This window comes from Pseudomonas sp. EA_15y_Pfl1_P101, from assembly GCF_963970835.1.
Classification (GTDB): Bacteria; Pseudomonadota; Gammaproteobacteria; order Pseudomonadales; family Pseudomonadaceae; genus Aquipseudomonas; species Aquipseudomonas tritici.
On sequence record NZ_CAXAPA010000004.1, the window covers coordinates 31404 to 56651 of the forward strand.

Consider the following 25248-nt stretch of genomic DNA (forward strand, 5'->3'; position numbering starts at 1 on the left):
ATGTCTGCCATCAATGCCGTTGAAAAGGGCGCGGCTGCCGTCGGTGCCCACCTGGTTCGTGACGTCAGCCTGCCCGCCCTGGTGCTGCACCGTGACGCCCTGGAACACAACATCCGCTGGATGCAGGACTTTGTCAGCAAGAGCGGCGCCGAGCTCGCGCCCCATGGCAAGACCAGCATGATGCCGGCACTGTTCCTGCGCCAGATCGCAGCGGGTGCTTGGGGCATCACCCTGGCCAACGCCGTACAGGTCCGTGCTGCTTATGCCGGCGGCGTGCGCCGTGTGTTGATGGCCAATCAACTGGTGGGCGCGCCAAACATGGCGTTGATCGCTGACCTGTTGGCCGACAAGGATTTCGACTTCCACTGCATGGTCGACCACCCGGATAACGTCGCCGACCTCGGCCTGTTTTTCGCCGCTCGCGGTTTGCGCCTCAACGTGATGATCGAATACGGCGTGGTCGGTGGCCGTTGCGGTTGCCGTAGCGAGCAGGAGGTCCGTGATCTGGCCAAGGCGATCAAGGCCCAGCCCGCCCTGGCCCTTACCGGTATCGAAGGCTATGAAGGCGTGATCCATGGCGAGCACGCCATCAGCGGCATCCGTGAGTTCGCCGCCAGCCTGGTGCGCTTGGCAGTTGACCTGCAGAACAACGGCTCTTTCGACCTGCCCAAGCCCATCGTCACCGCGTCGGGGTCGGCCTGGTATGACTTGATCGCCGAGTCTTTCGAGGCGCAAAACGCCGCCGGCCGCTTCCTCAGTGTGCTGCGCCCTGGCAGCTACGTGGCCCACGACCACGGCATCTACAAAGAGGCGCAATGCTGCGTGCTTGACCGCCGTATCGACCTCAGCGAAGGCCTGCGCCCGGCGCTGGAAGTCTGGGCGCATGTGCAGTCTATGCCGGAGCCGGGTTTTGCGGTGATCGCCCTGGGCAAGCGTGACGTCGCCTATGACGCCGGTTTGCCGGTGCCGCTCAAGCGCTACAAGGCCGGTATCGTTCCGGCGGAAGGCGATGATGTGGGCGCGTGCAAGGTCACGGCAGTGATGGATCAGCACGCATTCATGACTGTCGCCGCGGGGGTGGAGTTGCGTATTGGCGACATCATCTCGTTCGGCACTTCCCACCCTTGCCTGACCTTTGACAAGTGGCAAGTGGGTTGCCTGGTGGATGAGCAGTTGCAGGTGATTGAGTCTTTGCATACCTGCTTCTAGACCGTGTCACTCCCTTCGCGAGCAAGCCCACCCCCACCTTGACCGCATTTTATCTGTAGGCATGCAGTCAACTGTGGGAGCAGGCTTGCTCGCGAAGGGGCCATCAGCCCACTCGAGAGATATGCCATGCCCCCCCAACCCCACATCGCCCTCATCGGCGAATGCATGATCGAACTGCAACACCGCGCCGACGGCAGCCTGCACCAGAGCTTCGGCGGCGACACCCTTAACGCGGCGGTCTACCTGCGCCGTGAACTGGGCGACACCGCTCACGTCGACTACGTCACCGCACTGGGCGATGACAGCTTCAGTGACGCCATGTGCCAACAGTGGGCGCAAGAAGGCTTGGGCCTGGGCAGGGTCCAGCGCCTGCCCGGGCGTTTGCCAGGCTTGTATTGCATCCAGACCGATGCCAATGGCGAGCGTAAATTCCTCTATTGGCGTAACGAAGCCGCCGTGCGCGAGTGCTTCACTACGCCTGCGGCCGAGCCGATCCTGGCCGCCTTGCCGGACTACGACGTGGTGTATCTGAGCGGCATTACCCTGGCGGTACTGGGTGAAATCGGCCGTGAGCGTTTGCTGCCAACCTTGATCGAAACCCGTCGACGCGGGGGTAAGGTGGTATTCGACAACAACTACCGACCGCGCCTGTGGGCCAGTGTCGAGGCGGCACGGGCGGCGTATCACCAAGTGTTGGCCGAGGTGGATATTGCCTTGTTGACCGAGGATGACGAGCGCGCGTTGTTTGGTTATGCCGACAGTGAGCAGGTATTCGCAGCGTATCCGGGGATTGCTGAGGTGGTGCTCAAGCGCGGGGCGCACGCGTGTTTGATCCGTTGTGCAGGGGAGCGGTTCGCAGTGCCCGCGCTGAAGGTGGAGAAGGTGGTGGATACGACGGCGGCGGGGGATTCGTTCAGTGCGGCGTATTTGGCTGGTCGGCTCAAGGGGGGCTCACCCGAAGAGGCCGCCTTGGCTGGGCATCGGTTGGCGAGTCGGGTGATCCAGGTGTCCGGAGCTTTGATTCCCTGATGAATGGCCGCCTGCGGCGGTTCGGGAGCAAGCCCCACAGTTGACTGCATTCCTTCAGATGACATGCGGTCAACTGTGGGAGTGGGCTTGCTCGCGAAAGCGGTCCAAAGCCAACCCCTTAGTCCCGGTAAAACACCTGCACCAAGTGATACCCAAACTTACTCTTGATCGGCCCGTGAACCACCTTCACCGGCTTCTTGAAAATCACCGCATCAATCGCCCCGACCATCTGCCCAGGCCGCACTTCACCCAGATCGCCGCCACGCTTGCCAGACGGGCAGGTGGAGTACTTCTTGGCCAGCACGTCAAACGCCTCGCCCTTGGCAATGCGCTGCTTGAGTTGTTCGGCTTCTTCGCTGGTTTTCACCAGGATATGACGGGCTTGGGCTTTCATTGATCTCTACCAGGTGTGCGACGGCGCGCGATTATGCCTGAACTCATTCGTCCACGCTGATCATGCTGCGGATTGTCGTGGCCAGCAGGTCGATGGAAAACGGTTTGGCAACCATGTTCATGCCGTCTTCCAGAAAGCCCTGGCGCTCAGCGGCTTTCTCGGCGTACCCGGTCATGAACAGGACCTTGAGACCGGGCCGCTGCTGACGGGCAATTTCCGCCAACTGCCGGCCGTTCATGCCCGGCAGGCCGACATCGGTGACCAGCAAATCTACGCGCAGGTCCGACTCCAGCAGCGGCAGTGCAGCCCGTGCGTCCGCCGCCTGATGCGCGGTGTAGCCCAGTTCATCGAGCACATTGACCACCAGCATGCGCACCGCCGGGTCGTCTTCGACCACCACTACCGCCTCACCCGCCAGCGCCAACGGGGCTTCGCTCAGGTGCGGCGGCTGGCTGCTTTCCAGCGACGTACCGTACAGGCGCGGCAGGTACAGGCGCACACACGTGCCCTGGCCCGGATCACTTTGAATGGTCACGTGGCCGCCGGACTGCTGGGCGAACCCGTAGATCATCGACAGCCCCAGGCCGGTGCCCTGGCCGATGGGTTTAGTGGTGAAGAACGGGTCGAACGCCTTGGCCAGGATCTTCGGCGCCATGCCCGTGCCGTTGTCGCACACGCCCAGCATCACGTAGTCGCCAGCCTTGACCGGTTCAAGGGTGATGATGTCGGAGCCGTCCAGGTAACTGTTGGCGGTTTCAATCAGGATTTCACCGCCATCGTGCATGGCATCGCGGGCGTTGATTACCAAATTGAGCAAAGCATTTTCCAGTTGGCTGGCATCGGTGTTCACCGGCCAGATGTCATGGCCGAGTTGCACTTTGAGCGAGATATGCGCGCCCGTGGTACGCCGGAACAAGTCTTCCAGAGACGTCACCAATTGGTTCGGGTTCAGCGGGCGTCGGTCCAGTGACTGGCGGCGTGAGAACGCCAGCAAGCGGTGGGTGAGGGCGGCCGCACGATGGGCGGACGACACGGCAGCATCGGTAAAACGCCCGATCTCATCACTGCGCCCGGCGGTGATATAGCGCTGCATCAGGTCCAGGCTGCCGATGATACCGGTGAGCATGTTGTTGAAGTCATGGGCGATACCGCCGGTGAGTTGGCCGACCGCTTCCATTTTCTGCGCATGGCGCAGGGCGTCTTCGGCGCGCTCACGCTCGTACATTTCGTTTTGCAGGCGCTGGTTGGACTCGGCCAGCGCCTGGGTGCGCTGGGCCACGCGTTCCTCAAGGTTTTCGTTGAGGTGGCGCAGGGCCTGTTCGGTGTGCTTGCGCTCGGTGAGGTCCAATGCGGCACCGAGGAACCGCGCCGGGCGGCCTTGATGGTCCTTGTAGCAACGGCCCCGGGCAAACACCCAGCGCACGTTGCCATCGGCCTGCAGCAGGCGGTATTCCTCAGCGTATTCGGTGCCGAAGGTGATGCAGTGTTTGATGCTGCGCGTCACCGTGCCACGGTCTTCGGGGTGCACGCCTTGCAGGTAGTCGCTGATCGGCAGCAGGCCTGCATCGCTGGGCTCGACGCCGTGCAGGTAGGCGAAATGCGCGTCGGCAATAAAACGGTCTTCGCCGATATCCCAGTCCCAGGTGCCTACGGCGTCAGTGGCCGCCAGGGCAAGTTGCAGGCGTTGTTCCGTGTTGTGCTGGGCCCGGCGGCGTTCGTTGGTTTCGATGGCGGTGACCAGGATGCCAGCCACGTTGGCGCTTTCATCGCGGACCGGGCTGTAGGTCAGGTCCAGCCAGATCTCGGTGTCGCGATTATTGCGTTGCAGCACGAAGCGCTGCTCGCTGAACGTGCGCACCTCGCCGCTGAGCACAGCGTCGTAGACCGGCGCGGCAAAACTTTCCAGCTCCGGCCAGGTATGGTGCGCGGGTTTGCCCATGGCTTCGGGGTGTTTGTTACCCGCCAGCAGTGCGAAGCCGTCGTTATAGAGTTGCGTGAGTTGGCTGCCCCACAGCAGCAGCATCGGCATCGGCGAGTGCACGACAATATCCAGGGCAGTGCGCAGGCTTTGTGGCCAATCATTGGCCTCACCGAGTGGGCTTTGCGTCCAGTCCAGCCGCGCAATTAAAGCGGCGGCTTCGCTACCGGTGGATGTTCCCTTCATGTAAAAGCCCTGAGCGTAACGCTTTGAAAGATGACAACACCCATTATCCCGTGACGTGGGAATGAGTGACTACCCCCGAAAAATAGCATGCATTCGGGGTTTGTCTTCAAAACAGTGCGCCGGGGCTGAAACCTTTCATCCTTCAGCCAGTTCAGGGCGATTGCGAAACTGCTCCAGCGCCTGCGGGTTCGCCAGGGCGTCGGTGTTCTTCACGGGCTCGCCGTGCACCACATTGCGCACCGCCAATTCAACGATCTTTCCGCTGATGGTGCGGGGGATATCGGTGACAGCGAGGATCTTCGCCGGTACATGGCGTGGTGTGGTGTTGGCGCGGATCACCTGGCGAATGTGTTGCTCCAGGGCTGCGTCCAGGTCCACACCGTCGTTGAGGCGCACGAACAGCACCACACGAACGTCGTCCTGCCAGCGTTGGCCAATCGCCAGGCTTTCCAGCACCTGTGGGACTTTTTCCACCTGGCGATAAATCTCTGCCGTGCCGATGCGTACGCCGCCCGGGTTGAGCACGGCGTCGGAACGCCCGTGAATCAGCAGGCTGCCATTGGGCCGCTGTTCGGCGTAGTCACCCTGGGCCCATACGCCGGGGAACTGGCTGAAATACGAGGCGCGCAGTTTATGGCGCTCCGGGTCGTTCCACAGGCCGATCGGCATGGCCGGGAAATGCCGGGTGCACACCAGTTCGCCTTTTTCGCCGATCAGTGGCTGGCCCTGGTCGTTCCACACTTCAATGGCCATTGCCAGGCTCTTGCACTGCATTTCGCCGCGCCGCACCGGCAACACTGGGTTGCCGATCACAAAACAGGAGACGATATCGGTGCCGCCTGACATGGAGGACAGGCACAACTCGCGCTTGATCTCGCGATACACGTAGTCGTAGCTCTGCGGCGACAACGGTGAACCTGTTGAAATCAGGCCTTTGAGGCTGCTCAGGTCGTGGGTCATGCGCGGTTGCAGGCCTGACTTTTCCAGCGTGGCAAGAAACTTGGGGCTGGTGCCGAACACGCTGATCTTTTCCGCGTCAATCAGGTCGATCAGCCGCTCGGGGCCCGGGTGAAACGGCGAACCGTCATACAGCACCGCCGTGGCGCCGATGGCCAGCACCGACACCAGCCAGTTCCACATCATCCAGCCGCAGGTGGTGTAGTAGAACAGGCAGTCCTCGCGCGACAGGTCGGCGTGCAGGCCGTGTTCCTTGAGGTGGGTGAGCAGCACGCCGCCGGTCCCATGGATGATGCATTTAGGGATACCGGTGGTGCCGCTGGAATAGAGGATGTACAGCGGATGATCGAACGGTACGGCGACGAATTCCGGCTCGCCACCGGCTTGGTAGGCGTCCTGCCACAGGGAGATGCTGGCGTGGGTGCGGTAGTCCTCGACCCGCGCCTGGGGCCGTGCATAAGGCACAATGATCAACTGTTCCAGGGACGGCAGGCGCTCGAGGATTTCATTGAGCTTGGCGGTCTGGTCGATGTGCTTACCGGCATAGCGGTAACCGGCGCAGGTGATCAGCACTTTGGGTTCGATCTGGCCGAAACGGTCGATCACGCCCTGGGTGCCAAAGTCGGGCGATGAGCACGACCAGATCGCGCCCAGGCTGGTGGTCGCGAGCATGCCCACCAGGGTTTGCCAGGTGTTGGGCATGCACGCGGCAACCCGGTCGCCCTGGGTGACGCCGGCAGCGCGCAGGCTTTTTTGCAGGCCGGCGACATGGGCAGCCAGTTCGGCGTAGGTCAATTGCTCGCGCTGGCCGTCTTCGCCGATGGCGACCACCGCCGGGTGATCGTCGCGGCGGCGCAACAGGTGCTCGGCAAAGTTCAGGGTGGCGCCGGGAAACCAGTGGGCACTGGGCATCTCGGTGTCTTCGATCAGCACGGCCGTGGGCGGACTGCGAAATTGCACGTCGAAGAACGCCACGATCGCCCGCCAGAAATCCGCGCGCTGGTCGATGCTCCACTGGTGCAGGTCCGGGTAGTCGCTGAGCTGCACGCTGTAGCGTTCGTTGAGGTAGCGACGGAACTGGTCCATGCGCGTGTTGGCGATGCGTGCCGGGGAGGGTTGCCAGAGGATGTCGGACATGCGCGAGTCTCTTGTTCTTATACAAATCTACGAGACAACATAGATCCAATGTGGGAGCGAGCAAGTCGAATCGTCGCACCGCCACTCCCATATTTGGATCTGCATTGGTGTGGAAGTCTGTGTTTATTGTGCCAGCCAACCGCCATCCATATTCCACGCCGCACCGCGCACCTGGCTACCCGCTTCGCTGCACAAAAACAGCACCAACTCACCCAGCTGCGGCGGCGTGACAAACGCCAGTGACGGCTGCTTCTGTGCCAGCAAATCATGCTGCGCCTGCTGCGGGTCCACGCCATTGGCGGCGCGATCATCAATCTGCTTCTGCACCAGCGGCGTCAGCACCCAGCCAGGGCAGATGGCGTTGCACGTGACGTTGCTGGTTGCCGTTTCCAGGCCCACTACTTTGGTCAGTCCGATCACGCCGTGCTTGGCCGCCACATACGCCGCCTTGCCCACCGAACCGACTTGCCCGTGCACCGACGCGATATTGACGATGCGCCCCCAGCCCTTGGCTTTCATGCCCGGCAAGCTCAGGCGCGTGCTGTGGAACACCGAGGACAGGTTGATCGCGATGATCGAGTCCCAGCGCTCAACCGGGAAGTCTTCCACCGCCGCGACGTGCTGGATGCCGGCGTTATTCACCAGGATATCCACGCCGCCGAATTCACGCTCGGCGTAGGCGATCATGTCGGCGATCTGCGCCGGGTCGCTGACGTCGGCCGGGTGATGGCCGACCTTGCCGCCAAACGCTTGCACTTGCGCGATCACCGCGCCGGCGTCGCCGAAGCCGTTGAGGATCAGATTGGCCCCGGCCTTTGCCAGGCTCAACGCGATGCCCAAGCCGATGCCGCTGGTGGAGCCGGTGACCAGAGCGGTCTTGCCGTTCAATGTCGTCATGAAAACCTCACACAATGCCGGTGGCGTAGAAAGTACCGATCACCACAAACACCGCGAGGGTCTTGATGATCGTGATGCCGAAAATGTCCTTGTAGGCTTCGCGGTGGGTCAGGCCAGTCACCGCCAACAGCGTGATCACCGCGCCGTTGTGGGGCAGGGTGTCCATGCCGCCGCTGGCCATCGCCGCCACCCGGTGCAGCACTTCAAGGGGGATATTGGCCGCATGGGCCGCCGAAATAAAGCTCTCGGACATGGCCGCCAGGGCAATGCTCATGCCGCCCGACGCGGAGCCGGTAATACCGGCCAGCAGGGTCACGGTAATTGCTTCGTTGACCAGCGGGTTGGGAATGCCTTTGAGCCAGTCTGCCAGTACCAAAAAGCCTGGCAACGAGGCGATCACCGCGCCAAAACCGTATTCCGAGGCGGTGTTCATCGCCGCCAGCAGCGCACCGCTGACCGCACTTTTACTGCCTTCGGCCAGCTTGCTTTTGATCGCCGACCAGCCGAACACCAGCACCATGATGATGCCCACCAGCAACGCCGCCTGCACCGCCCAGATTGCGGTCAGCTTGGCGATGTCGGTGGTCACCGGTGTGCTCATGCCCGGCAGGCTGAGGCTGTGGGTCTTGCCGTACCACTGCGGGATCCAGTGGGTGAACAACAGGTTCATCACCCCCACCAGAATCAGCGGCGACAGCGCGATCCATGGGTTGGGCAGGGTCAGGTTCTCAGCGGTTTCGGGCTCGTTGCGCAGTTCGGTGCCATAGCCTTCACCGGCACGTTGCGCCTTATTGCGCTGGCGCGCGAGGTACAGCATGCCGGCGCAGAACACGAAGATTGTGCCGACCAGCCCCAGCCACGGCGCGGCCCAGGCGGTGGTGTTGAAGAAGGTGCTGGGGATGATGTTCTGGATCTGCGGCGTGCCGGGCAGGGCGTCCATAGTGAACGAAAACGCACCGAGGGCGATGGTTGCCGGTATCAGCCGCTTGGGAATATTGCTCTGGCGAAACATCTCCGCCGCGAACGGGTACACCGCAAACACCACCACGAACAGCGACACGCCGCCATAGGTGAGCAGGGCGCAGACCAGCACGATCACCAGCATCGCCTGGCGCGTGCCGAGCAAGCGGATCGCGGCGGCGACAATCGAGCGCGAGAAGCCCGACAACTCGATCAGCTTGCCAAACACCGCACCGAGCAGGAACACCGGGAAATACAGTTTGATAAATCCGACCATTTTCTCCATGAACACCCCGGTAAACGCAGGGGCGACGGCGGACGGGTCGGTGAGCAGCACAGCGCCGAGGGCGGCGATGGGGGCAAACAGGATAACGCTATAGCCACGGTAGGCAGCCAGCATCAGCAGCGCCAGGGCTGCCAGGGCAATGATCACACTCATGGTGTGTCTCCATCGGGTTGTTATTTTTGTGGGGTGAGGCTTGAAGGAGGGCTATAGCGAGATGTGTGCCAAGATCACAAGCTATTGAAATATAATGATATTTAAGATATTTCAAACAACAGCTCTAAGGTTTGTCTCTTATTTGAGACAGGTGCAGTTCAAATGTGGGAGCTGGCTTGCCTGCGATAGCGGTCTTCCTGCTAGCCTATATGCAAGCTGAACCACAGCGATCGCAGGCAAGCCAGCTCCCACATTAGATTGTCTTGAATTCGAGATTTATGTCTCTTTATTGAGACTCGCTGATGCCCAACGCCACCATTTTCTTATACAACGTCGACCGCCCAAGCCCCAGCCGCTTCGCCGCCTCCACCACATTCCCCTCACACGCCTCCAACGCCGCCCCTATCACCTGCCGATCAAACCGCTCCCGCGCCGCACCGAAACTCTCCCCCTCCACCGGCACCACCGCACTGCCACGCTGCACCGGGGTGAACGTACCAATTGCCGCACGAATTTCCCGGGCATCCAACACCAAGTCATCACTCAACAACGCCGCGCGCTCCAGCACGTTACGTAGCTCACGGATATTCCCCGGCCACGCATGCTGCGCCAATAACGCTAACGCTTCATGATCCAGTTCATGCTGGCTGCGCAGTTCCTCAAGGATCGCCTCACTCAGCGCCGGGACATCCTCCAGCCGCTCACGCAACGGCGGTACCTGGATGGGCAGCACATTCAGCCGGTAATACAGGTCCGCACGAAATTCGCCGCGCTTGATCGCCGCCTCCAGGTCCATGGACGTCGCGGCAATCACGCGCACATCGCTGTGCAGCATCTCGTTGGAGCCTACTTGCTCGAATTCTTTTTCCTGCAATACCCGCAGCAATTTGCTTTGCAGCGGCAGGGGCATGTCCCCGATCTCGTCGAGGAACAGCGTGCCGCCTTGGGCGATCTGGAATTTACCGGGACGGCCCTTGCGGTCAGCACCGGTAAACGCGCCCGGTGCGGTGCCGAAGAACTCGGCTTCCAGCAGGTCTGCGGGAATCGCCGCGCTGTTGACGCTGACGAAGGCCTTGTGCGCCCGCGTGGAGGCGCCGTGAATCGCCTGGGCGAGCAACTCCTTGCCGGTGCCGGTTTCCCCCAGTAACAATACCGGCGATTCGGCACTCGCACTGCGCCGCGCCCGGCGTTTCACTTCAAGGCTGGCGGCGCTGGTGCCGATGAAGTGCGCAAAGTTGTATTTGCTCTGGCGCGAACGCAGCAATGAGCGAGTGGAGGCCAGCTCCTGTTGCATGCTCAGGTAACGTTCGATCAATGGCGACAGGTTGCGCAGCTCATCAAACAAGGCAAAACCAATCGCCCCGATCACCGCGCCTGCGTCGTTGTGGATCGGCAGGCGCATCACCACCAGCGGGCCTTTGGGCGTGTCCTGGATATCCAGCAAGATCGGCTGATCATTGCGCACCACCTGGCGCAGCAGGCTGTTGGAAATCACCTGTTCACAGGGCTGGCCGATGGCTTCGTCAGCGCTTTTCAGGCCGAAGCGCTTGGCGTAACGCTCGTTCATCCAGACAATATTGGCGTCGCGGTCGACAATCACTGTGCCCTCGCTGGACTGCTCGATAATCTCGAACAGCGACTGGATGGCCAGGCCGCGAACCTGTTGGTAGTCCTTGAGGTTATCGGTGATGTTCATGTTTAGGCTACCAACACAAATTGGACATGGAATCGCGATCCTTGTGGGCGCGCACGCCTATAAGGGAATGTGCGCCGCTGCTAAAAGCTCTTTGGTATAGGCATGCTGCGGTGAATCAAACACCTGGTGGCTCGCGCCGGCCTCCACCACCTTGCCGTCCTTGATCACGATCATGTCGTGTGCCATGGCGCGCACCACCGCCAGGTCATGGCTGATAAACAGGTAAGTCAGGCCGTATTTCTGTTGCAGTTCACGCAGAAGTGCCACCACTTGTTTCTGCACCGTACGATCGAGGGCCGAGGTGGGTTCGTCCAGCAGCATCAGCGCCGGCTTGAGCACCAGGGCGCGGGCGATGGCGATACGTTGGCGCTGACCGCCAGAAAACTCATGCGGATAGCGGTGCCGGCTAGCAGGGTCAAGGCCCACGTCCTCGAGCACCTGAACCACCTGCGCATCGCGGTCGGCCAGGCTGCACGGCGCGTGTACTTCCAGGCCTTCGCTGATGATCTGCTCCACGGTCATGCGTGGGCTGAGGCTGCCGTAAGGGTCCTGGAACACCACCTGCATCTGCTTGCGCCATGGGCGCATTTGCTGGTTATTCAGCGGGTCAAGGGCTGCACCCTGGAAGCGGATGCTGCCGGTGGAATCGAGCAAACGCAGGATCGCCTGGCCCAGGGTGGATTTACCCGAGCCAGACTCGCCGACGATCCCCAGGGTCTTGCCACGCTGCACGCTGAGGCTGATGCCATCCACCGCACGCAGATAGGTTTTGTGCCGAAACAGGCCGCTGCTCAGCGGGAATTGCACGCTCAGGTCGTCGACCTGCAACACCGTCTCGCGCTCATCGCTGCACAGCGCATCACCGGCCGGTTCAGCATCCAGCAGCAGGCGGCTGTAAGGGTGCTGAGGCGAATTGAACAGGGTCTGGCAGTCGGCCTGTTCGACAATCTCCCCGGCGTGCATTACGCACACGCGTTGGGCAATGCTGCGCACCAGGTTGAGGTCATGGCTGATCAGCAGGAGCGACATGCCCAGGCGTTGCTGTAAGGACTTGAGCAGCAGCAGGATCTTGCGCTGCACGGTCACGTCCAGGGCGGTGGTGGGTTCATCGGCGATCAGCAACTCCGGCTCGCAGGCCAGGGCCATGGCGATCATCACCCGCTGGCGTTGACCACCGGAGAGCTGGTGCGGGTAGGCCTTGAGCCGCTCCTGGGGTTTCTGGATGCCCACCAGCTCAAGCAATTCGAGGATGCGCGCCTGCGCCGCCTTACCGCCCAGGCCCTTGTGCACCAGCAGGGTTTCGCCGATCTGTTTTTCGATGCTGTGCAGTGGATTGAGGGAGGTCATCGGCTCCTGAAAGACCATCGCAATGCGGTTGCCGCGCAGCTTTTGCAGGGTTGCCGCTGAGGCACCGATCAATTCCTGGCCACGATACTTCACCGAACCTGTGGTTTGCGTACCCGCTTCGGGCAGCAATTGCAGGATTGAATGGGCCGTCACCGACTTGCCCGAGCCCGACTCGCCCACCAGCGCCAGGCATTCACCGGGGCGCACATCCAGGCTCAGGTTGCGCACCACGGTCTGGCCACTGAACGCGACGCTGAGGTCGCGGATTTCGATCAGGTTCATACGGGAGCACTCACGAACGGGGGTCGAAGGCATCACGCAGTGCCTCGCCGATAAATACCAGCAGCGACAGGATCAGCGCCAAGGTGAAAAACGCCGTCAGGCCCAGCCACGGCGCTTGCAGGTTCTGTTTACCCTGGGCGATCAGTTCGCCCAGCGACGCGCTGCCTGCCGGCATGCCAAAGCCCAGGAAATCCAGCGCGCTCAAGGTCGAAATCGCCCCAGTCAAGATAAACGGCAGGTAGCTCAACGTCGCGGTCATCGCGTTGGGCAGGATATGCCGGCGAATGATCTTGCCGTCACCCAACCCCAACGCGCGTGCGGCCTTGACGTATTCCAGGTTGCGCCCGCGCAGGAACTCGGCGCGCACCACATCCACCAGGGCCAGCCAGGAAAACAGCGCCATGATCCCCAGCAGCCACCAGAAATTCGGCTCGACAAAGCCGGAAAGGATGATCAGCAGGTACAGCACCGGCAGCCCGGACCACACCTCCAGAACGCGCTGGCCAATCAAATCCACCCAGCCACCGTAGTAGCCCTGCAAGGCACCCGCCGCAATGCCGATGGCGGCGCTGATCGCCGTGAGCGCCAAGGCAAACAGGATCGACACCCGCGCGCCAAAGATCACCCGCGCCAACACATCCCGCGACTGGTCATCGGTGCCCAGCCAGTTCACCGTTGAAGGTGGGCTGGGGGCAGGGCGGGTCAGCTCGTAGTTGGGCGTGTCATCGCTGAACGGGATCGGTGGGAACAGCATCCAACCGCCGTCGTGCTTGATCAGCTTTTGCACGTAATCGCTGCGATAGTCGGCCTGGAACGGCAGCTGACCACCGAATTGCTGCTCGGTGTAACGCTTGAACACCGGAAAATACAGCTCGTTCTTGAAGCTCAGCACCAAGGGCTTGTCGTTGGCGATCAACTCGCCGCCGAGTGTCAGGATAAACAGGCCGATAAACAGCCACAGCGACCACCAGCCGCGACGGTTCTTCTTGAACCGCTCGAAACGCCGACGGGCAACGGGAGACAGATTAAGCATCAGGCGTTCCTCGCGGCGAAGTCGATACGCGGGTCCACCAGGGTGTAGCAGAGGTCACCGATCAGTTTTATCAAGAGGCCGAACAACGTGAAGATAAACAACGAGCCGAATACCACCGGATAGTCCCGCGATACGGCGGCTTCGTAACTCATGCGGCCCAGGCCGTCGAGGGAGAAGATCACTTCAATCAGCAAGGAACCGGCGAAGAACACACTGATAAACGCCTGGGGAATGCCCGAGATCACCAGCAACATGGCGTTGCGAAATACATGGCCGTACAGCACGCGTCTTTCGCTCAAGCCCTTCGCGCGTGCGGTCACCACATACTGGCGCGTGATTTCATTGAGAAACGAGTTTTTGGTGAGGATCGTCAGCGTGGCGAAACCGCCAATCACCAACGACGTTACCGGCAATACCAGGTGCCAGAAATAATCGGCGATCTTGCCCACGGTGCTCAGTTCTTCGAAGTTTTCCGAGACCAGCCCGCGCACCGGGAACCAGTTCAGCGAGGTGCCGCCGGCAAACACCACGATCAGGAACATCGCGAACAGGAACGCCGGCATTGCATAACCAATGACGATGGCGGTGCTGCTCCACACATCGAAGCTGCTGCCATGGCGCACGGCCTTGCGAATTCCCAGGGGGATCGACACCAGGTAGGTGATCAGCGTTGCCCATAAACCAAGGGAAATGGTCACTGGCATTTTTTCCAGGATCAGGTCGATCACTGTTTTACCGCGAAAGAAGCTGTTACCAAAATCCAACTGGGCATAGCTCTTGAGCATCAGCCAGAGGCGTTCCGGCGCGGGCTTGTCGAAACCGTATTGTTTTTCGATGTCCTTGATCAACTTCGGGTCCAGGCCACGACTGGCGCGGGAACCGCTGCTGATGCCTTCGCCGGATGAACCACCGACGCCACCGCCGCCGATGCCTTGCAGGTGGGCGATGGCTTGCTCAACCGGACCGCCGGGGGCGGCCTGTACGATCACGAAATTCACCAGCAGGATGATCACCAACGTCGGGATGATCAGCAACAAGCGCCGAACGATATAGGCAAACATCAGCGCGAACCTCCGCGTTTTTTCAGCTCGGCTGTCATTTGTTCATTGGTCAGTGGCGTGGGACTGATTTCCCACCAGGTTTCCAGGGCTTCGTCGTTCTTCGCCTCGATGGCCGGGCGACCGAAGCGGTTCCACCACGCGGCCGAGGTGCCCGGTGGGTAGTAGTTGGGGATCCACAGGTAATTCCATTGCAATACCCGGTCCAGGGCATGCGCGTAGGTGAGCATCTGCGCCTGGGTGTCGGCCTTGACCAGGCCTTTGATCAAGGTGTCGACGGCCGGATCCTTGAGCACCATGTAGTTATTGGCGCCGGGGTCATAGGCCGCAGCCGAGCCGAAGTAGTTGTACAGCTCCATGCCTGGCGACGTGGTGACGGGAAAGCCGATCACGATCATGTCGTAATCCCGAGTCATGATCCGATTCACGTACTGAGAAGCGTCAATACGGCGGATATTCAAGGTGATGCCGATCTGTGCCAGGTTGCGTTTGTACGGCAGCAGCAGACGCTCAAGGCCGTTCTGCGTATTGAGGAATGTGAACGCCAGTGGCTCGCCCTCGGCGTTCACCAGCTTATCGCCTTCAGGTCTCCAGCCGGCGTCTTCCAGCAAGGCCAGGGCTTGCAGCTGTTTGTCGCGAATCATGCCGCTGCCATCGGTCACCGGCGCCTTGAACACTTGGGTGAAGACCTCGTCGGGGACCTGGCCGCGCAAGGGCTCGAGAATCGCCAGCTCTTCTTTGCTTGGTAGCTGGCTGGCAGCCAGCGGGCTATTGGAGAAGAAGCTCTGCTGGCGGATGTACATGTTGCGCATCATCTGCCGGTTGGCCCATTCGAAGTCCCACAGCATCGCCAGCGCCTGGCGCACGCGGCGGTCCTTGAACATCGGTTTTTGCACGTTGAATACATAACCCTGGGCCGCTTGCGGCATCTGCTTGGCCAAATGCGCGCGTTGCAAGCGGCCATCGTCGAGGGCCGGGCCGTTGTAGCCGATGGAATAGCCGGTGGCGGAAAACTCGCGGTTGAAGTCGTAGGCGCCGCCGCGCAAGACCTGGCGGGCCACTTCGGTGTCACCGAAATACTCCAGGCTCAGGTGATCGAAGTTGTACAGGCCACGGCTGACAGGCAAGTCCTTGCCCCACCAATTCGGGTCGCGTGTAAAGGTGATGGTGCTGCCGGAGTCGATCTTGCTGATTTTGTACGGACCGCTGCCCAGCGGGGCCTCGTAACCGCCACCATTGGCGAAATCACGGGTTTTCCACCAGTGCTCCGGGAAGACGGGCAGGGTGGCAATGTCCAGGGGCAGGGTGCGGTTTTCATTGCTAGAGAAGTCAAAACGCACTTGGCGCTCGCCCTCGACGTCGACGTGCGTGACGTCGGCGAACAGCGTGCGAAAGCGCAGGCTGCCTTGGGTCATCAACAGGTCGAAGCTGTAGCGCACGTCTTCGGCGGTGATCGGTTTGCCGTCGGCAAAGCGTGCCTTGGGGTTGAGGAAAAAGCGCAGCGACAGGCCATCGTCGGCGCGCTCCATGTTCTCGGCGACCAGGCCGTAGACCGTGTAGGGCTCATCCAGGGAGCGCTGTGCCAGTGGCGCATAGAGCCAGCCATCGACCTGGGAAACACCAATGCCTTTGTCGATATACGGCAGCACATGGTCGAAGCGCCCGATTTCGATCGCTGATCGGCTCAGGCTACCGCCCTTGGGGGCATTCGGGTTGGCGTAGTCGAAATGGCTAAAGCCCGCGGGGTACTTGGCCGGTTCGCCGTATACCGTAAGGTAAGGTTGGGGCGCCGCAATCAGGGCGGTGCTGGTCAGCAACAGGACCAGCGTCGAGCTAAAAAGGTAGGAAAAAGCCAATCGCATTGTCAGCCTTGAACGCCGTGTGAAGTAGAAAAGGGATTTGTACGCTAACGGCATCAGCGTCGCCAGTCGTCACATGCACAACGGCCCACCAAAAGGCGGGCCGTTGTTTATAGCGTCAGCGCAGACTGGATCAGTCCTGGCGGCTGGTGACTTCCAGCAGGTGGTAGCCGAACTGGGTTTTCACCGGGCCTTGCACGGCGTTGACCGGGGCGCTGAATACGACAGTGTCGAACTCTTTTACCATCTGGCCTGGACCGAACGACCCCAGGTTGCCGCCGTCGCGGCTGGACGGGCAGCTGGAGTTGGCTTTGGCGATTTCTGCGAAATCGGCGCCGCCTTCGATTTGGGCCTTGAGTTCGTTGCACTTGTCTTCAGTGGAAACGAGGATGTGACGGGCGGTGGCTTTGGCCATGGGAAGTAACTCCTTGAGTAAAAAGGGTGAGCGTACCGGATTCAGGCGGTTATTTCCTGGCAAAGTTCCACTGGGTTTCGGGTGCTGCGCTAAACCTGGGTAGGCATCTGTCCATTGTTCAGCTGCTTCGGCGTAGCGCTCATAAGCGTTCAAAGCAGGACGATATAGTCGTTTTGCTGGATGATGGGCCGATGCGGGCCTTGCACCAAGTGCAGATAACGGCCATCCACCAGGTCGATGGGGAGGCAGTCGTCTATATCCATCACAGCGTCAGTATGGGCCTGGGACCAGTGACGCAGCATCTGTTGCTTGCCTTTGCTCATCGCTTCCTGCTTGTTGCGTGCGACCACCAGCAGGTAGTGGTGAGCCTCGCCAAAGCTGTTGGCTTCATAACCACCCAGGTTGATGAAGTACAGGTGATGCGCGCTGGCAGCCGGTGCCAGGTGGCTTATCTCGACTTTCCAGCCGTCGACGCCGTCCACTGCCATCCACGAATCGATATGCACGCCCTTGGGGCTGCCGAACCAGTCGGCGCGTAATTGCGGGTAGGCCGCTTCCAGCGTGTCGGCCACAGCGAATACCACATCGTGCACTTCAATCTTTGCGCGAGGGTGCTTGCCCCCAAGCATGACGACAAACAGCATTGCAGGTTCTTCCTGGCGACTTGGCAAAGGCTAACCATACTTCGATTGAACCCTTTTGTCCGGTCAATGCCACACTGTTAATCCGCGAACTCATCAGGAGGTTGTCATGCGTACCATTGATCTGGCGGGCGTTCCCGTCCCTGTCATCGGCCAGGGAACCTGGCGCATGGGCGAAAACCCCGACCAGCACCGCGCCGAAGTCGCGGCGTTGCAACTGGGCATTGATGAGGGCATGACCCTGATCGATACTGCCGAAATGTATGGCGAGGGTGGTGCTGAAACAGTCGTCGGCGAAGCCATTCGCGGTCGGCGTGACCAGGTGTTCCTGGTGAGCAAGGTCTACCCGCACAACGCCAGTCACAAAGGCGCTCCCCGTGCCTGTGAAGCCAGCCTCCAGCGCCTGGGCACGGAATACATTGATCTATATCTGTTGCACTGGCGTGGCCAATATCCTCTTGAAGAAACCGTCGACGCCTTCGAGCGCTTGCGCGAGGCCGGCAAGATTGGCCGCTGGGGCGTCTCCAATTTCGACGTGGCCGACCTGCAGGAGCTCGCATCCCCAGCCTGCGCCACCAACCAAGTGCTCTACAACATCGAGGAGCGTGGTATCGAATTCGACCTGCTGCCCTGGTGGCAACAGCATCACTTGCCCTTGATGGCGTACTGCCCGATCGCCCAGGGTGGCGAGTTGTTGGCCAGCCCGACCCTCAAGCAGATAGCGCGGCGCCACGAGGTGACGCCCGCCCAGGTTTCCCTGGCCTGGGTGTTGCGCCAGGACGGTGTGATCGCGATACCCAAGGCCGTCACCCCGGAGCACGTGCGACTCAACGCAGCCGCCGCCAAGCTGGTACTGGATGAGCACGACCTGGACGCTATCGATCACGTGTTTGGCGCGCCCAAGCGCAAGCATGCGTTGGCGATGGTGTAGCCAACTGGCAGGAACGGCGTCTTCCTTGGCGCCGTTTCTGTATCAATCCTATCTAGCCCGCAACCGGGCTGCGCCAGTCATCAGACCCCGATGTCCCGGACACTTCATGGGTCCACACGATCTTGCGATACGTGAAGTACACATCTTCCAGGTGCGTGAAATGGGCGTTGTCCGGGTCCTGGCAATTGGGCATGCGTGACTGGATGTCAACGATGGTCGCCCCTTCCAACTCAATGGTGAAGTAGTGTTCCTGGGTGCCGGCCGACGAGGTGCGCAACCACTCCAGCCGACACTTGACCTCTTCGCCGCTGGTCAATGCGCTGAACAGCAATGGTGAAGACTTATCGAAGACCTTGCTGATCATCAAAGGCTTGTGGACCCTCTGTCCCGTTGGCTGGCCCGACTGCGGATCGCGGGGAATGATCACCTGATGAGCAAAGGCCTGGACCAGGATCTGGTCCTCATGGCCTTCCTGATAAATGTTACCTACCGAGTCCTGGGTAAACGTGCCTGCCGTAATCAAACCTTGTTTGGCACCGGTGATGGAGAGATACGCGGGTGTTGGCATGACGGGTTTCCTTGCCTGATTAATGAGGTAGCCCCAACCGATAATTGTGCCGACTGGGCAAATACCTCTAACAAAAAGCGTGCCTGAAAGTACGTTGCCCAATAAAAGTAGGGGGCGGCGTTATATGCGCATGGAGTTTCTATGAGATAGGCGGTTTTTGATTGCTTTGGAAGGTATTTGATTGCGCAGTGGTGCGCATTTAGTTGCTCAGGTAGATCGCTTGGTAAAACTTACAGTTTTCGAAGAGGACGAGCATCTACGGTTGTTTGATTGCGCAAAAAGTTGCGCATTCGTCGATTTAGGATGTTTGTAGGAAAAGGATTAAGTGTAATTTCGTCGCTTGCTGAATGTTATAGGCGTGGCTAAGGTTTGGGAGTTTTGCAGGGGTTTCGGCAAGGTAAAGATGGCTTTCTGATAAGCAGTTTTAATGCGATTAGTTGGCCTTTTTTTCTCGGTTAGTTGCGCGCGGTGCCAAATGTCTTATTCGGACGAGCTGTGTGATTATTGGCTTGAAGTTGCACGGTCGCCGTGTACGCAAACACGTTTTGCGGGCAGCGATATGCGCTTTTCAAGTGAGTATGAAGTCTTGGAATCAGAGCTGGCCAAGGTGCAGTCGATTCATGGCAACGGTCAGCCCGATTGGCATAAGGTCCTGGAAACCAGCGAGATCCTGTTACGCCAGCAGTCCAAGGATCTGAAGGTGGCCGTCTGGCTGACCTGGGCGCTGCACCAGCGTGAATCCTTCCCAGGCTTACTGGCCGGGCTCGGGTTGCTGCGTTATCTCTGCGAGCATCATTGGTCGGTGGTCTACCCTGAAAAACCGCGCACCCGCGGCGCGGCATTCGGATGGTTGGTGTTGCGCCTTGACCCCCTGTTTATGCAGGGCCCGCCGCTGCAGAGCCAGCAGCCTCTATTCCGTGCCGTGCTTGAGCACCTGATATGCCTCGATGAGCTGTGGGCCAAGCACTTGGGGGATGAAGCGCCGCTGCTGCTGCCGATACGCAGGCAATTGGCCCAGCGATTGGAGCGGGCTGCGCAGGGCGACACCCCGGCGGTGGGATTGAGTGGCGTCATTGCGCAGGTCAAGCTGGCGACCAGCCAATTGCTCAAACCCGAAGCGGTGGTGGACAACGAAAAAGACGCCAGCAAGTTGCTGCGTACGTTGCAGGAACAAGCCCGTTCCCTCTGTGCCTGGTGGTTGCGCCAGAACGCTAATGACCTGCGCGCCCTGCGCCTGAATCGAACATTGACATGGCTGGCACTCGCCAGCTACCCGGATGCCGATAATGAGCGGGTGACCGCCTTGCGCGGGCCAGCCCCCGACAAGCTCAAGGGTTATCACGCGGAGCCTACAGAATTCGGAAAAAATCGTACGCTAAGAGTATAAACCTGCCGTAGCGGCCTGATTTTACTTGTGTTTTTTCCAAGACGCTGGCTTTGCCCTTAGCGCTCGTAGGACTGTCTTGATCTTTGCATCGCTCCGATCAGGGGACACCCCTACGGCCTATTCCGCTTGCTGCGTCATTGATCATACCGGGATCTGTTTAAGTAGGAAAATAACCTAAGCTATTGATAAACCTGGTCACCTTGGTGAAAGCACATGATATTGCTTCAATCCCAGGAACGAAGTTGATGGTCAAATCCAAACGTATTAAGTTCGCAGTCAACCCAACTGCACGTTGGCTGCGTGGCTCGCTACCCCATGACAGCCGCATTCCAGCCGATGCCCATCCATGACGATGCTTAGGCCGTTCATGCGTCGATGCGGATGGCCTTCCGTGAACGCGTAGATACCCACATGCAACGGGCAGGTGACTTTGTCGCCGAGCACGGCTACGGTTTTGCCGTTGATCTGGTGAGTGCCTGCAAGCTGGCACTCGACGACCTCACCACCACTGCTGGTGGCGTCGCCTAAACAAACGGGTTGTTTCATTACGTGACTCCGGCTGGGTCGAAGTTGAAAAGAAACGACATGTGAACCTAGAGAGGCACTCAACTCAGTGACCGCGAATCACCAGAGGCACGAAATATATCGCTGGAATAAGCACGGCGAGACTCGCGGCAAATACGTGGATATAGAATGTATCACGCACCGTACCGGTAAGCCTCCAGGGCTTAAACCACGCGGCGTAGATGAGTAAAAGCAGGATGCCACCCAATTCCACTTTCGCTAAAAGGATAACGAAATAAGCAAAGGCCAATGCACCGTTCAGCGAGCGATCATTTGTCATATATAAAAGAGCAACACCGATAATAGGTAGCCATATGCCGATACCTACAAGAATCAGAAAAGCACGCTCGCCGGTAGTTGATTTTTGATCAGAGCTCATGTTCGCTCCTTACGTATTATTGAATTGGCACGCCCGATTTGCTCTCGCAGGTCATGCAGAGGCTGGCACTTATCTGTAGCTGTTGCGGCTCGTACTTGAAAACACGGGCAAGCGGTATCAAAGCCAGAAAGCATGCTGTCCTCCCAGATAGGCCGTTTCATTGCGTCACTCCCGGCGCGCCAAAGAGGAAGGGGTCGGCCCAGCGTGTTTTCGCGTTTTTTGCTTTGGTGGCGTCGTCGGGTGGGCGGACCATTTGTACGGTGGTGCTGCCGTCGCTGCCGTTGTAGACCACTGCGCTGGTGCCGCCGTCGAGGTAGCTGGCCATGCTGGCGAGGTTGATGGCGACCAGTGCGCTACTGACGCCGGTATTGCCCAGGCGACGGCCCAGGTCGTAGCCTTCTTCGACGTTGCCTAGTTCGATGCCGGTGCCGTCGGTGTTCAGGCCGTGCAACGCGTTGTTGAGGGCGATCAGGCCTTCGATGTTGTCGGTGCTGTCGTAGAACACCCGCACCGGGGCGGCGCCTTCGGGCAGGGTGTTCAGGGCTTGGAGCCAGGCGCCTTGCAGGGCTTTGACCTGGAGGGCGGGCTTGAGGGGTTTGCCGTTTTCGTCGGTCATCGCCACTTTTATCGGGCGGTGCAGGTAACCGAGCATGGGCGCGGCGTCGAATTCCTTGACCTGATGTTCGGCCCAGCGCACGGGTAGCCAGGGCGTGGGTTCGAAACGGCCGGGGCCGCGATTGCTGAGGGTTTGCCAGAGTTCGGGGAGTTGGGCGTGCCAGTAGGTGCTGGACATGGTGCCGGGGCCATTGGGGGCTTTGAAACCTTCGGCACGTTTTTCTGCTTCATAGACATCATCAAATGCATAGGTGTGCTTCCAGTAAAACGCCCATAACTTGCCCATGTCGGTGCGCTTGTTCTGGTTGTCCTCTTCCTCGTTGGTGGCGAATGGACGCAGGTATTGATCGACCCTGTCTGAGCGTGAGACCAACAGCCCGGTCATGGCTTCATAGACTTTGGGCACCGCATAGCCATCCTGCATCCCTGGTGTTCCGGTAACCCGAAGACCGTTGCGCGTCGTATCGCCATCTTCGCTAACGATCAATGCCTCTGGTACTTCTGGGTTGTCATCAAAAAACTGAAACAGCTTTTCGATCATGGGTTGGGCGTGAGTAGTGTTGTCTGCGTCTTGCCAGAGAAACAGCGTCACGCCGAGCGTGGCGGCATTTCGGCCACTCCAAATATTGCTCGCAGAGCCAGTACTATTGAGGCGTTTGAGAGGACCAAGCGCAAAGGTCGGCAAGGGCCAGTAGGCCACGGCATCGCGGGCGGAATGGCGGAAAGCGGCGCGGGTATTGATCGCGGCATCATCACGTCGGGTGCCCGCACTATAAGGATAATCCTGAGCGTTCTGTGAATGGATTGAACTGAAGTTGTCGTTTTTCTTTTGAATCAGGCGCCAAATACCGGATTGCTGGTTTTCATCCACCGCCAAGCCCGCCGCCCTGATCTCCAACGCATAAGTCCGTTCACGTTCGGCAATCTGCTCCGCGGTCAATGGCACGGGTTGCGCAACAACAGCAGCGCCGCCATTGGCCCACTGCATCACGGCCTTGCCACCCCACACCACGCCATACAGCAACGCCACCACACCAAAAATGGGAGCAAGCCCAGCGAGAGTGGGCAGCCCAACGGATCTCATCGTCATCTCTTCAATCTCTATATATTTCATCACTTCGTGGGTCACGAACGTCAGCCACCCGAGAACCAGTACGAACCCGATCCAGAGGAAAACCGTTAAACGCGGTCGGCTGCTCATGATTGACCTCCTGGATTGCCGGGTCTTCTGACCATGGGCGGGGGCGTCATTGGCACCAGTTCAGGGGAGGGGAATGTTCCTTTGTCGTAATACTTGTAGTTGGCGGTAACCAATGCCTGCGCCTCAGCACTTAACTTTGGCCATCCGGGCATTTGTGTAATTTCGTTTTCGAATGTTTTTTCATCCGTCCGCCAATCCCCCATCGCAATCAACACCTCCCGAATCTGCGGATCGTCCAAACATTTACCCTGCCCCACCGCCACATCCATCGCCGTCACCCACCGATGGTTTTCCGGGCTGCGCAACACTGCCGAGTGATAGCTGTTGTTGTCCCATTCCTCGGGATCTACCGCCAGACGGGCGCGGATTTCGTTGGGGGTTTCTTCGCGTTCTATTAAAAAATGACCGACCGGGCTGAGCATCGGGTTGCCCGACATCCCCTGGCGCAGCACACGGGTCTGGTCATCCGGGTGTTTATCCTGATTCCAGGCAATCAACGCCTGATCAAGGTCCACCCGCTGTGGGCTTTTGCGCACTTCAACCCATTTGAACGTGGCGTTTTTATTGCCCAGCGCATTGTTCTGCGACACCGCGTCCGGTGCGTCGATACCTGGACTGGTCGGGTTACCCGTGATGGCTTCGCCGCCGAACATCTGCGGCGCATGCGGCGGCACCAACGCTTCGCCGTTGATATAGCGGGTTTCGTCGATGCCGACGGAGGCCTGCAATATCGCTTTGAGGGGATCATATTCCGCCGCGTAGCGCTCACCCCAAACCCGCAACGGCACCAGGGCTGGCGCTGCACCCACGTAGATCGGCTGTTCATTGCGGTGCCGCATGCTCCACAACCGCTGATAGAAGCCCGAAGGCATGGCGGCCATGGCAGGCTGGCCATCGGGCAAGTGCGGCGGCACCCCGAAGGTGCCAATACCGCTCACATCGCTCAGGCCCACGGTCGAGTCGTCATGGCTGAAATACAGGTACACCTTGCCGCGATTGTCACGCTCGGGAAACACCACCGTGCGGTCGTCCGGCCCCAGGCGCTGGCCTTGTCCGGGCGACCAGTTCGGGCCGGTGCGACCGCCATAACCGGGTTGCACGTATTGCATCGCCGTGAGGGGCGGTGCTGGGTGAGGCGTGTCGGTAACGGCCTGCACGATATCAAGCAGGGTGCCGAGGGTGTCGGAGCCTTCCGGGGTTTTATTCGGTAAGAGTGAATACGGCGAGGCAACCATGATCGCGCAGTCGGCGCAGCGCTGGCCGCGATCCACCAGTAATGCCTGCGCGAGCAGGGTGATCAGCGTGCCCTGGCTGTGGCCCATGATGGTGATGGTTTCATCGGGGGCCAGGCGGCGCGCTTCGCTGATCAGCATGGCCAAGCGATGGGCGGCCAGGACGAAATAGCGGCGCTTCGGGTTGGCGCCCATGAACAGTGGATTGGGCAGAGAAAGATTAGCGGCGTGCCGGGTGATTTTGTTGAATCCCTCGCCAAACATTTCCAACAGATTGTTGGTGGCGTTGGCGAAGAACCCACCGCCCTTGGCGAAGTGCCGGTCCAGACGGTTGTCGAAGTTGTCCTGGTACTGGGTGCGCAGTTTGGTCGGGTCGCCGTTTTTGTCGCGTTTGATTTCGTCGGGCGCGGCGCGATAGCCCCAGTAGAACGGGATGAAACAACTGCGGGTGGTTTTGTTGGTGCTGCGTTTGTAGAGGTAGGTGTCCGGGTCGTCGAGCCTGTCTTTGTTTCGTGCAGACAGGCGCTCTACCGGAATCGCCTTTGCCGCCGCAAAGTCAGCGCCATAACTTCCCGCGTATAAATCCGGGCGGTGCAGCCGCTCGTTCAAGCCTTGAAGCAACCCGGTTTCCACCGACTCATACGAGGCGCCAGGATCGTTAACGCCATGCAAGAAAATCACGATGCCGGGCATGTCACGTGGGATAGCGACCAGACGATCACCCGGTCGATTAGGGACAAGCCGACTGCGTTGTTCCGCGATAACAGTGTAGTTAGGTTCGCTCATGCCTTAGTTCCTTTGGCTGTTTTTTCATGCGCCACGCGCATTGCGTGCGCTGAGGCCATTTCAGGCCA

The 25248-nt window shown here is 59.9% G+C and carries 20 protein-coding genes and 1 pseudogene; 4 read left to right on the forward strand and 17 right to left on the reverse strand.

Going from position 1 to position 25248, the window contains the following annotated elements; all coding sequences use genetic code 11:
* Both AACY36_RS06980 and AACY36_RS06985 read left to right on the forward strand, forming a co-directional pair.
* On the forward strand, positions 1–1209 hold the full coding sequence (locus AACY36_RS06980; RefSeq protein ID WP_339415869.1) for an amino acid deaminase: 1209 nt from the start codon (positions 1–3) through the stop codon (positions 1207–1209).
* Positions 1210–1335: 126 nt separating this feature from the next.
* Entirely contained in the window at positions 1336–2238 is a 903-nt protein-coding gene (locus tag AACY36_RS06985) for a sugar kinase (protein ID WP_339427601.1), read from the forward strand.
* 118 nt (positions 2239–2356) lie between these two features.
* Here AACY36_RS06985 and AACY36_RS06990 read toward each other — a convergent pair whose 3' ends face one another.
* From AACY36_RS06990 to AACY36_RS07045, 12 genes are all read right to left on the reverse strand, one after another.
* Positions 2357–2632: a peptidylprolyl isomerase gene (locus tag AACY36_RS06990; RefSeq protein ID WP_003174397.1), complete on the reverse strand. Its 276-nt coding sequence runs from the start codon at positions 2630–2632 to the stop codon at positions 2357–2359.
* Between the two features lie 43 nt (positions 2633–2675).
* On the reverse strand, positions 2676–4796 hold the full coding sequence (locus tag AACY36_RS06995; RefSeq protein WP_339496843.1) for an ATP-binding protein: 2121 nt from the start codon (positions 4794–4796) through the stop codon (positions 2676–2678).
* Positions 4797–4931: 135 nt separating this feature from the next.
* Complete coding sequence (locus tag AACY36_RS07000) at positions 4932–6890, reverse strand: acetoacetate--CoA ligase (RefSeq protein ID WP_339496844.1); 1959 nt, start codon at positions 6888–6890, stop codon at positions 4932–4934.
* A gap of 123 nt (positions 6891–7013) precedes the next feature.
* Complete coding sequence (gene hbdH, locus AACY36_RS07005; RefSeq protein ID WP_339415873.1) at positions 7014–7787, reverse strand: 3-hydroxybutyrate dehydrogenase; 774 nt, start codon at positions 7785–7787, stop codon at positions 7014–7016.
* A 7-nt stretch (positions 7788–7794) separates the two neighbouring features.
* Positions 7795–9186, reverse strand: coding sequence for a GntP family permease (locus tag AACY36_RS07010; protein ID WP_339415874.1), 1392 nt, complete (start codon positions 9184–9186; stop codon positions 7795–7797).
* Positions 9187–9472: 286 nt separating this feature from the next.
* Positions 9473–10882 (reverse strand): sigma-54 interaction domain-containing protein, encoded by a 1410-nt coding sequence (locus AACY36_RS07015; protein WP_339496845.1) that lies wholly within the window; start codon positions 10880–10882, stop codon positions 9473–9475.
* Between the two features lie 57 nt (positions 10883–10939).
* Positions 10940–12511: an ABC transporter ATP-binding protein gene (locus tag AACY36_RS07020; protein ID WP_339415877.1), complete on the reverse strand. Its 1572-nt coding sequence runs from the start codon at positions 12509–12511 to the stop codon at positions 10940–10942.
* Positions 12512–12521: 10 nt separating this feature from the next.
* Positions 12522–13544, reverse strand: a complete 1023-nt coding sequence (locus AACY36_RS07025) for an ABC transporter permease (protein WP_339427597.1) — start codon at positions 13542–13544, stop codon at positions 12522–12524.
* The gene (locus AACY36_RS07030; RefSeq protein WP_065890854.1) at positions 13544–14605 is read right to left on the reverse strand and encodes a microcin C ABC transporter permease YejB; all 1062 of its coding nucleotides are present in this window, start codon (positions 14603–14605) and stop codon (positions 13544–13546) included. The genes AACY36_RS07025 and AACY36_RS07030 overlap by 1 nt, the downstream gene beginning before the upstream one ends.
* Complete coding sequence (locus AACY36_RS07035; RefSeq protein WP_339439172.1) at positions 14605–16464, reverse strand: extracellular solute-binding protein; 1860 nt, start codon at positions 16462–16464, stop codon at positions 14605–14607. The genes AACY36_RS07030 and AACY36_RS07035 overlap by 1 nt, the downstream gene beginning before the upstream one ends.
* 130 nt (positions 16465–16594) lie before the next feature.
* Positions 16595–16876, reverse strand: a complete 282-nt coding sequence (locus AACY36_RS07040) for a peptidylprolyl isomerase (protein WP_339415882.1) — start codon at positions 16874–16876, stop codon at positions 16595–16597.
* A 149-nt stretch (positions 16877–17025) separates the two neighbouring features.
* Complete coding sequence (locus AACY36_RS07045; protein ID WP_339415883.1) at positions 17026–17520, reverse strand: DUF1543 domain-containing protein; 495 nt, start codon at positions 17518–17520, stop codon at positions 17026–17028.
* 106 nt (positions 17521–17626) lie between these two features.
* Here AACY36_RS07045 and AACY36_RS07050 point away from each other — a divergent pair, with 106 nt between their 5' ends.
* On the forward strand, positions 17627–18448 hold the full coding sequence (locus tag AACY36_RS07050; RefSeq protein ID WP_339415884.1) for an aldo/keto reductase: 822 nt from the start codon (positions 17627–17629) through the stop codon (positions 18446–18448).
* A 52-nt stretch (positions 18449–18500) separates the two neighbouring features.
* Here AACY36_RS07050 and AACY36_RS07055 read toward each other — a convergent pair whose 3' ends face one another.
* Positions 18501–19016 carry an Hcp family type VI secretion system effector gene (locus tag AACY36_RS07055; protein WP_339415885.1) on the reverse strand — a complete coding sequence of 172 codons (516 nt, stop codon included), beginning with the start codon at positions 19014–19016 and terminating at the stop codon, positions 18501–18503.
* Positions 19017–19491: 475 nt separating this feature from the next.
* Between AACY36_RS07055 and AACY36_RS07060 the strand changes: the two are divergent.
* Positions 19492–20355: pseudogene (locus AACY36_RS07060) on the forward strand (type VI secretion system ImpA family N-terminal domain-containing protein); the annotation flags it as partial.
* 324 nt (positions 20356–20679) lie between these two features.
* On the opposite strand, the gene AACY36_RS07065 reads toward AACY36_RS07060, so the two are convergent.
* From AACY36_RS07065 to AACY36_RS07080, 4 genes are all read right to left on the reverse strand, one after another.
* The gene (locus tag AACY36_RS07065; RefSeq protein WP_339415886.1) at positions 20680–20949 is read right to left on the reverse strand and encodes a PAAR domain-containing protein; all 270 of its coding nucleotides are present in this window, start codon (positions 20947–20949) and stop codon (positions 20680–20682) included.
* Positions 20950–21013: 64 nt separating this feature from the next.
* A complete protein-coding gene (locus AACY36_RS07070) occupies positions 21014–21346 on the reverse strand; it encodes a hypothetical protein (RefSeq protein ID WP_339415887.1) in 333 nt (110 codons plus the stop codon).
* A 157-nt stretch (positions 21347–21503) separates the two neighbouring features.
* Entirely contained in the window at positions 21504–23162 is a 1659-nt protein-coding gene (locus AACY36_RS07075) for a type VI lipase adapter Tla3 domain-containing protein (protein ID WP_339496846.1), read from the reverse strand.
* Positions 23159–25180 (reverse strand): T6SS effector phospholipase Tle3 domain-containing protein, encoded by a 2022-nt coding sequence (locus AACY36_RS07080; RefSeq protein WP_339496847.1) that lies wholly within the window; start codon positions 25178–25180, stop codon positions 23159–23161. The genes AACY36_RS07075 and AACY36_RS07080 overlap by 4 nt, the downstream gene beginning before the upstream one ends.
* Between the last annotated feature and the right edge of the window lie 68 nt (positions 25181–25248).

Coding starts and splice junctions, on each gene's coding strand:
- AACY36_RS06980 (WP_339415869.1), top strand. CDS start 1: ATGTCTGCCATCAATGCCGTTGAAAAGGGCGCGGCTGCCGTCGGTGCC.
- AACY36_RS06985 (WP_339427601.1), top strand. CDS start 1,336: ATGCCCCCCCAACCCCACATCGCCCTCATCGGCGAATGCATGATCGAA.
- AACY36_RS06990 (WP_003174397.1), bottom strand. CDS start 2,632: ATGAAAGCCCAAGCCCGTCATATCCTGGTGAAAACCAGCGAAGAAGCC.
- AACY36_RS06995 (WP_339496843.1), bottom strand. CDS start 4,796: ATGAAGGGAACATCCACCGGTAGCGAAGCCGCCGCTTTAATTGCGCGG.
- AACY36_RS07000 (WP_339496844.1), bottom strand. CDS start 6,890: ATGTCCGACATCCTCTGGCAACCCTCCCCGGCACGCATCGCCAACACG.
- hbdH (WP_339415873.1), bottom strand. CDS start 7,787: ATGACGACATTGAACGGCAAGACCGCTCTGGTCACCGGCTCCACCAGC.
- AACY36_RS07010 (WP_339415874.1), bottom strand. CDS start 9,186: ATGAGTGTGATCATTGCCCTGGCAGCCCTGGCGCTGCTGATGCTGGCT.
- AACY36_RS07015 (WP_339496845.1), bottom strand. CDS start 10,882: ATGAACATCACCGATAACCTCAAGGACTACCAACAGGTTCGCGGCCTG.
- AACY36_RS07020 (WP_339415877.1), bottom strand. CDS start 12,511: ATGAACCTGATCGAAATCCGCGACCTCAGCGTCGCGTTCAGTGGCCAG.
- AACY36_RS07025 (WP_339427597.1), bottom strand. CDS start 13,544: ATGCTTAATCTGTCTCCCGTTGCCCGTCGGCGTTTCGAGCGGTTCAAG.
- AACY36_RS07030 (WP_065890854.1), bottom strand. CDS start 14,605: ATGTTTGCCTATATCGTTCGGCGCTTGTTGCTGATCATCCCGACGTTG.
- AACY36_RS07035 (WP_339439172.1), bottom strand. CDS start 16,464: ATGCGATTGGCTTTTTCCTACCTTTTTAGCTCGACGCTGGTCCTGTTG.
- AACY36_RS07040 (WP_339415882.1), bottom strand. CDS start 16,876: ATGGCCAAAGCCACCGCCCGTCACATCCTCGTTTCCACTGAAGACAAG.
- AACY36_RS07045 (WP_339415883.1), bottom strand. CDS start 17,520: ATGCTGTTTGTCGTCATGCTTGGGGGCAAGCACCCTCGCGCAAAGATT.
- AACY36_RS07050 (WP_339415884.1), top strand. CDS start 17,627: ATGCGTACCATTGATCTGGCGGGCGTTCCCGTCCCTGTCATCGGCCAG.
- AACY36_RS07055 (WP_339415885.1), bottom strand. CDS start 19,016: ATGCCAACACCCGCGTATCTCTCCATCACCGGTGCCAAACAAGGTTTG.
- AACY36_RS07065 (WP_339415886.1), bottom strand. CDS start 20,949: ATGAAACAACCCGTTTGTTTAGGCGACGCCACCAGCAGTGGTGGTGAG.
- AACY36_RS07070 (WP_339415887.1), bottom strand. CDS start 21,346: ATGAGCTCTGATCAAAAATCAACTACCGGCGAGCGTGCTTTTCTGATT.
- AACY36_RS07075 (WP_339496846.1), bottom strand. CDS start 23,162: ATGAGCAGCCGACCGCGTTTAACGGTTTTCCTCTGGATCGGGTTCGTA.
- AACY36_RS07080 (WP_339496847.1), bottom strand. CDS start 25,180: ATGAGCGAACCTAACTACACTGTTATCGCGGAACAACGCAGTCGGCTT.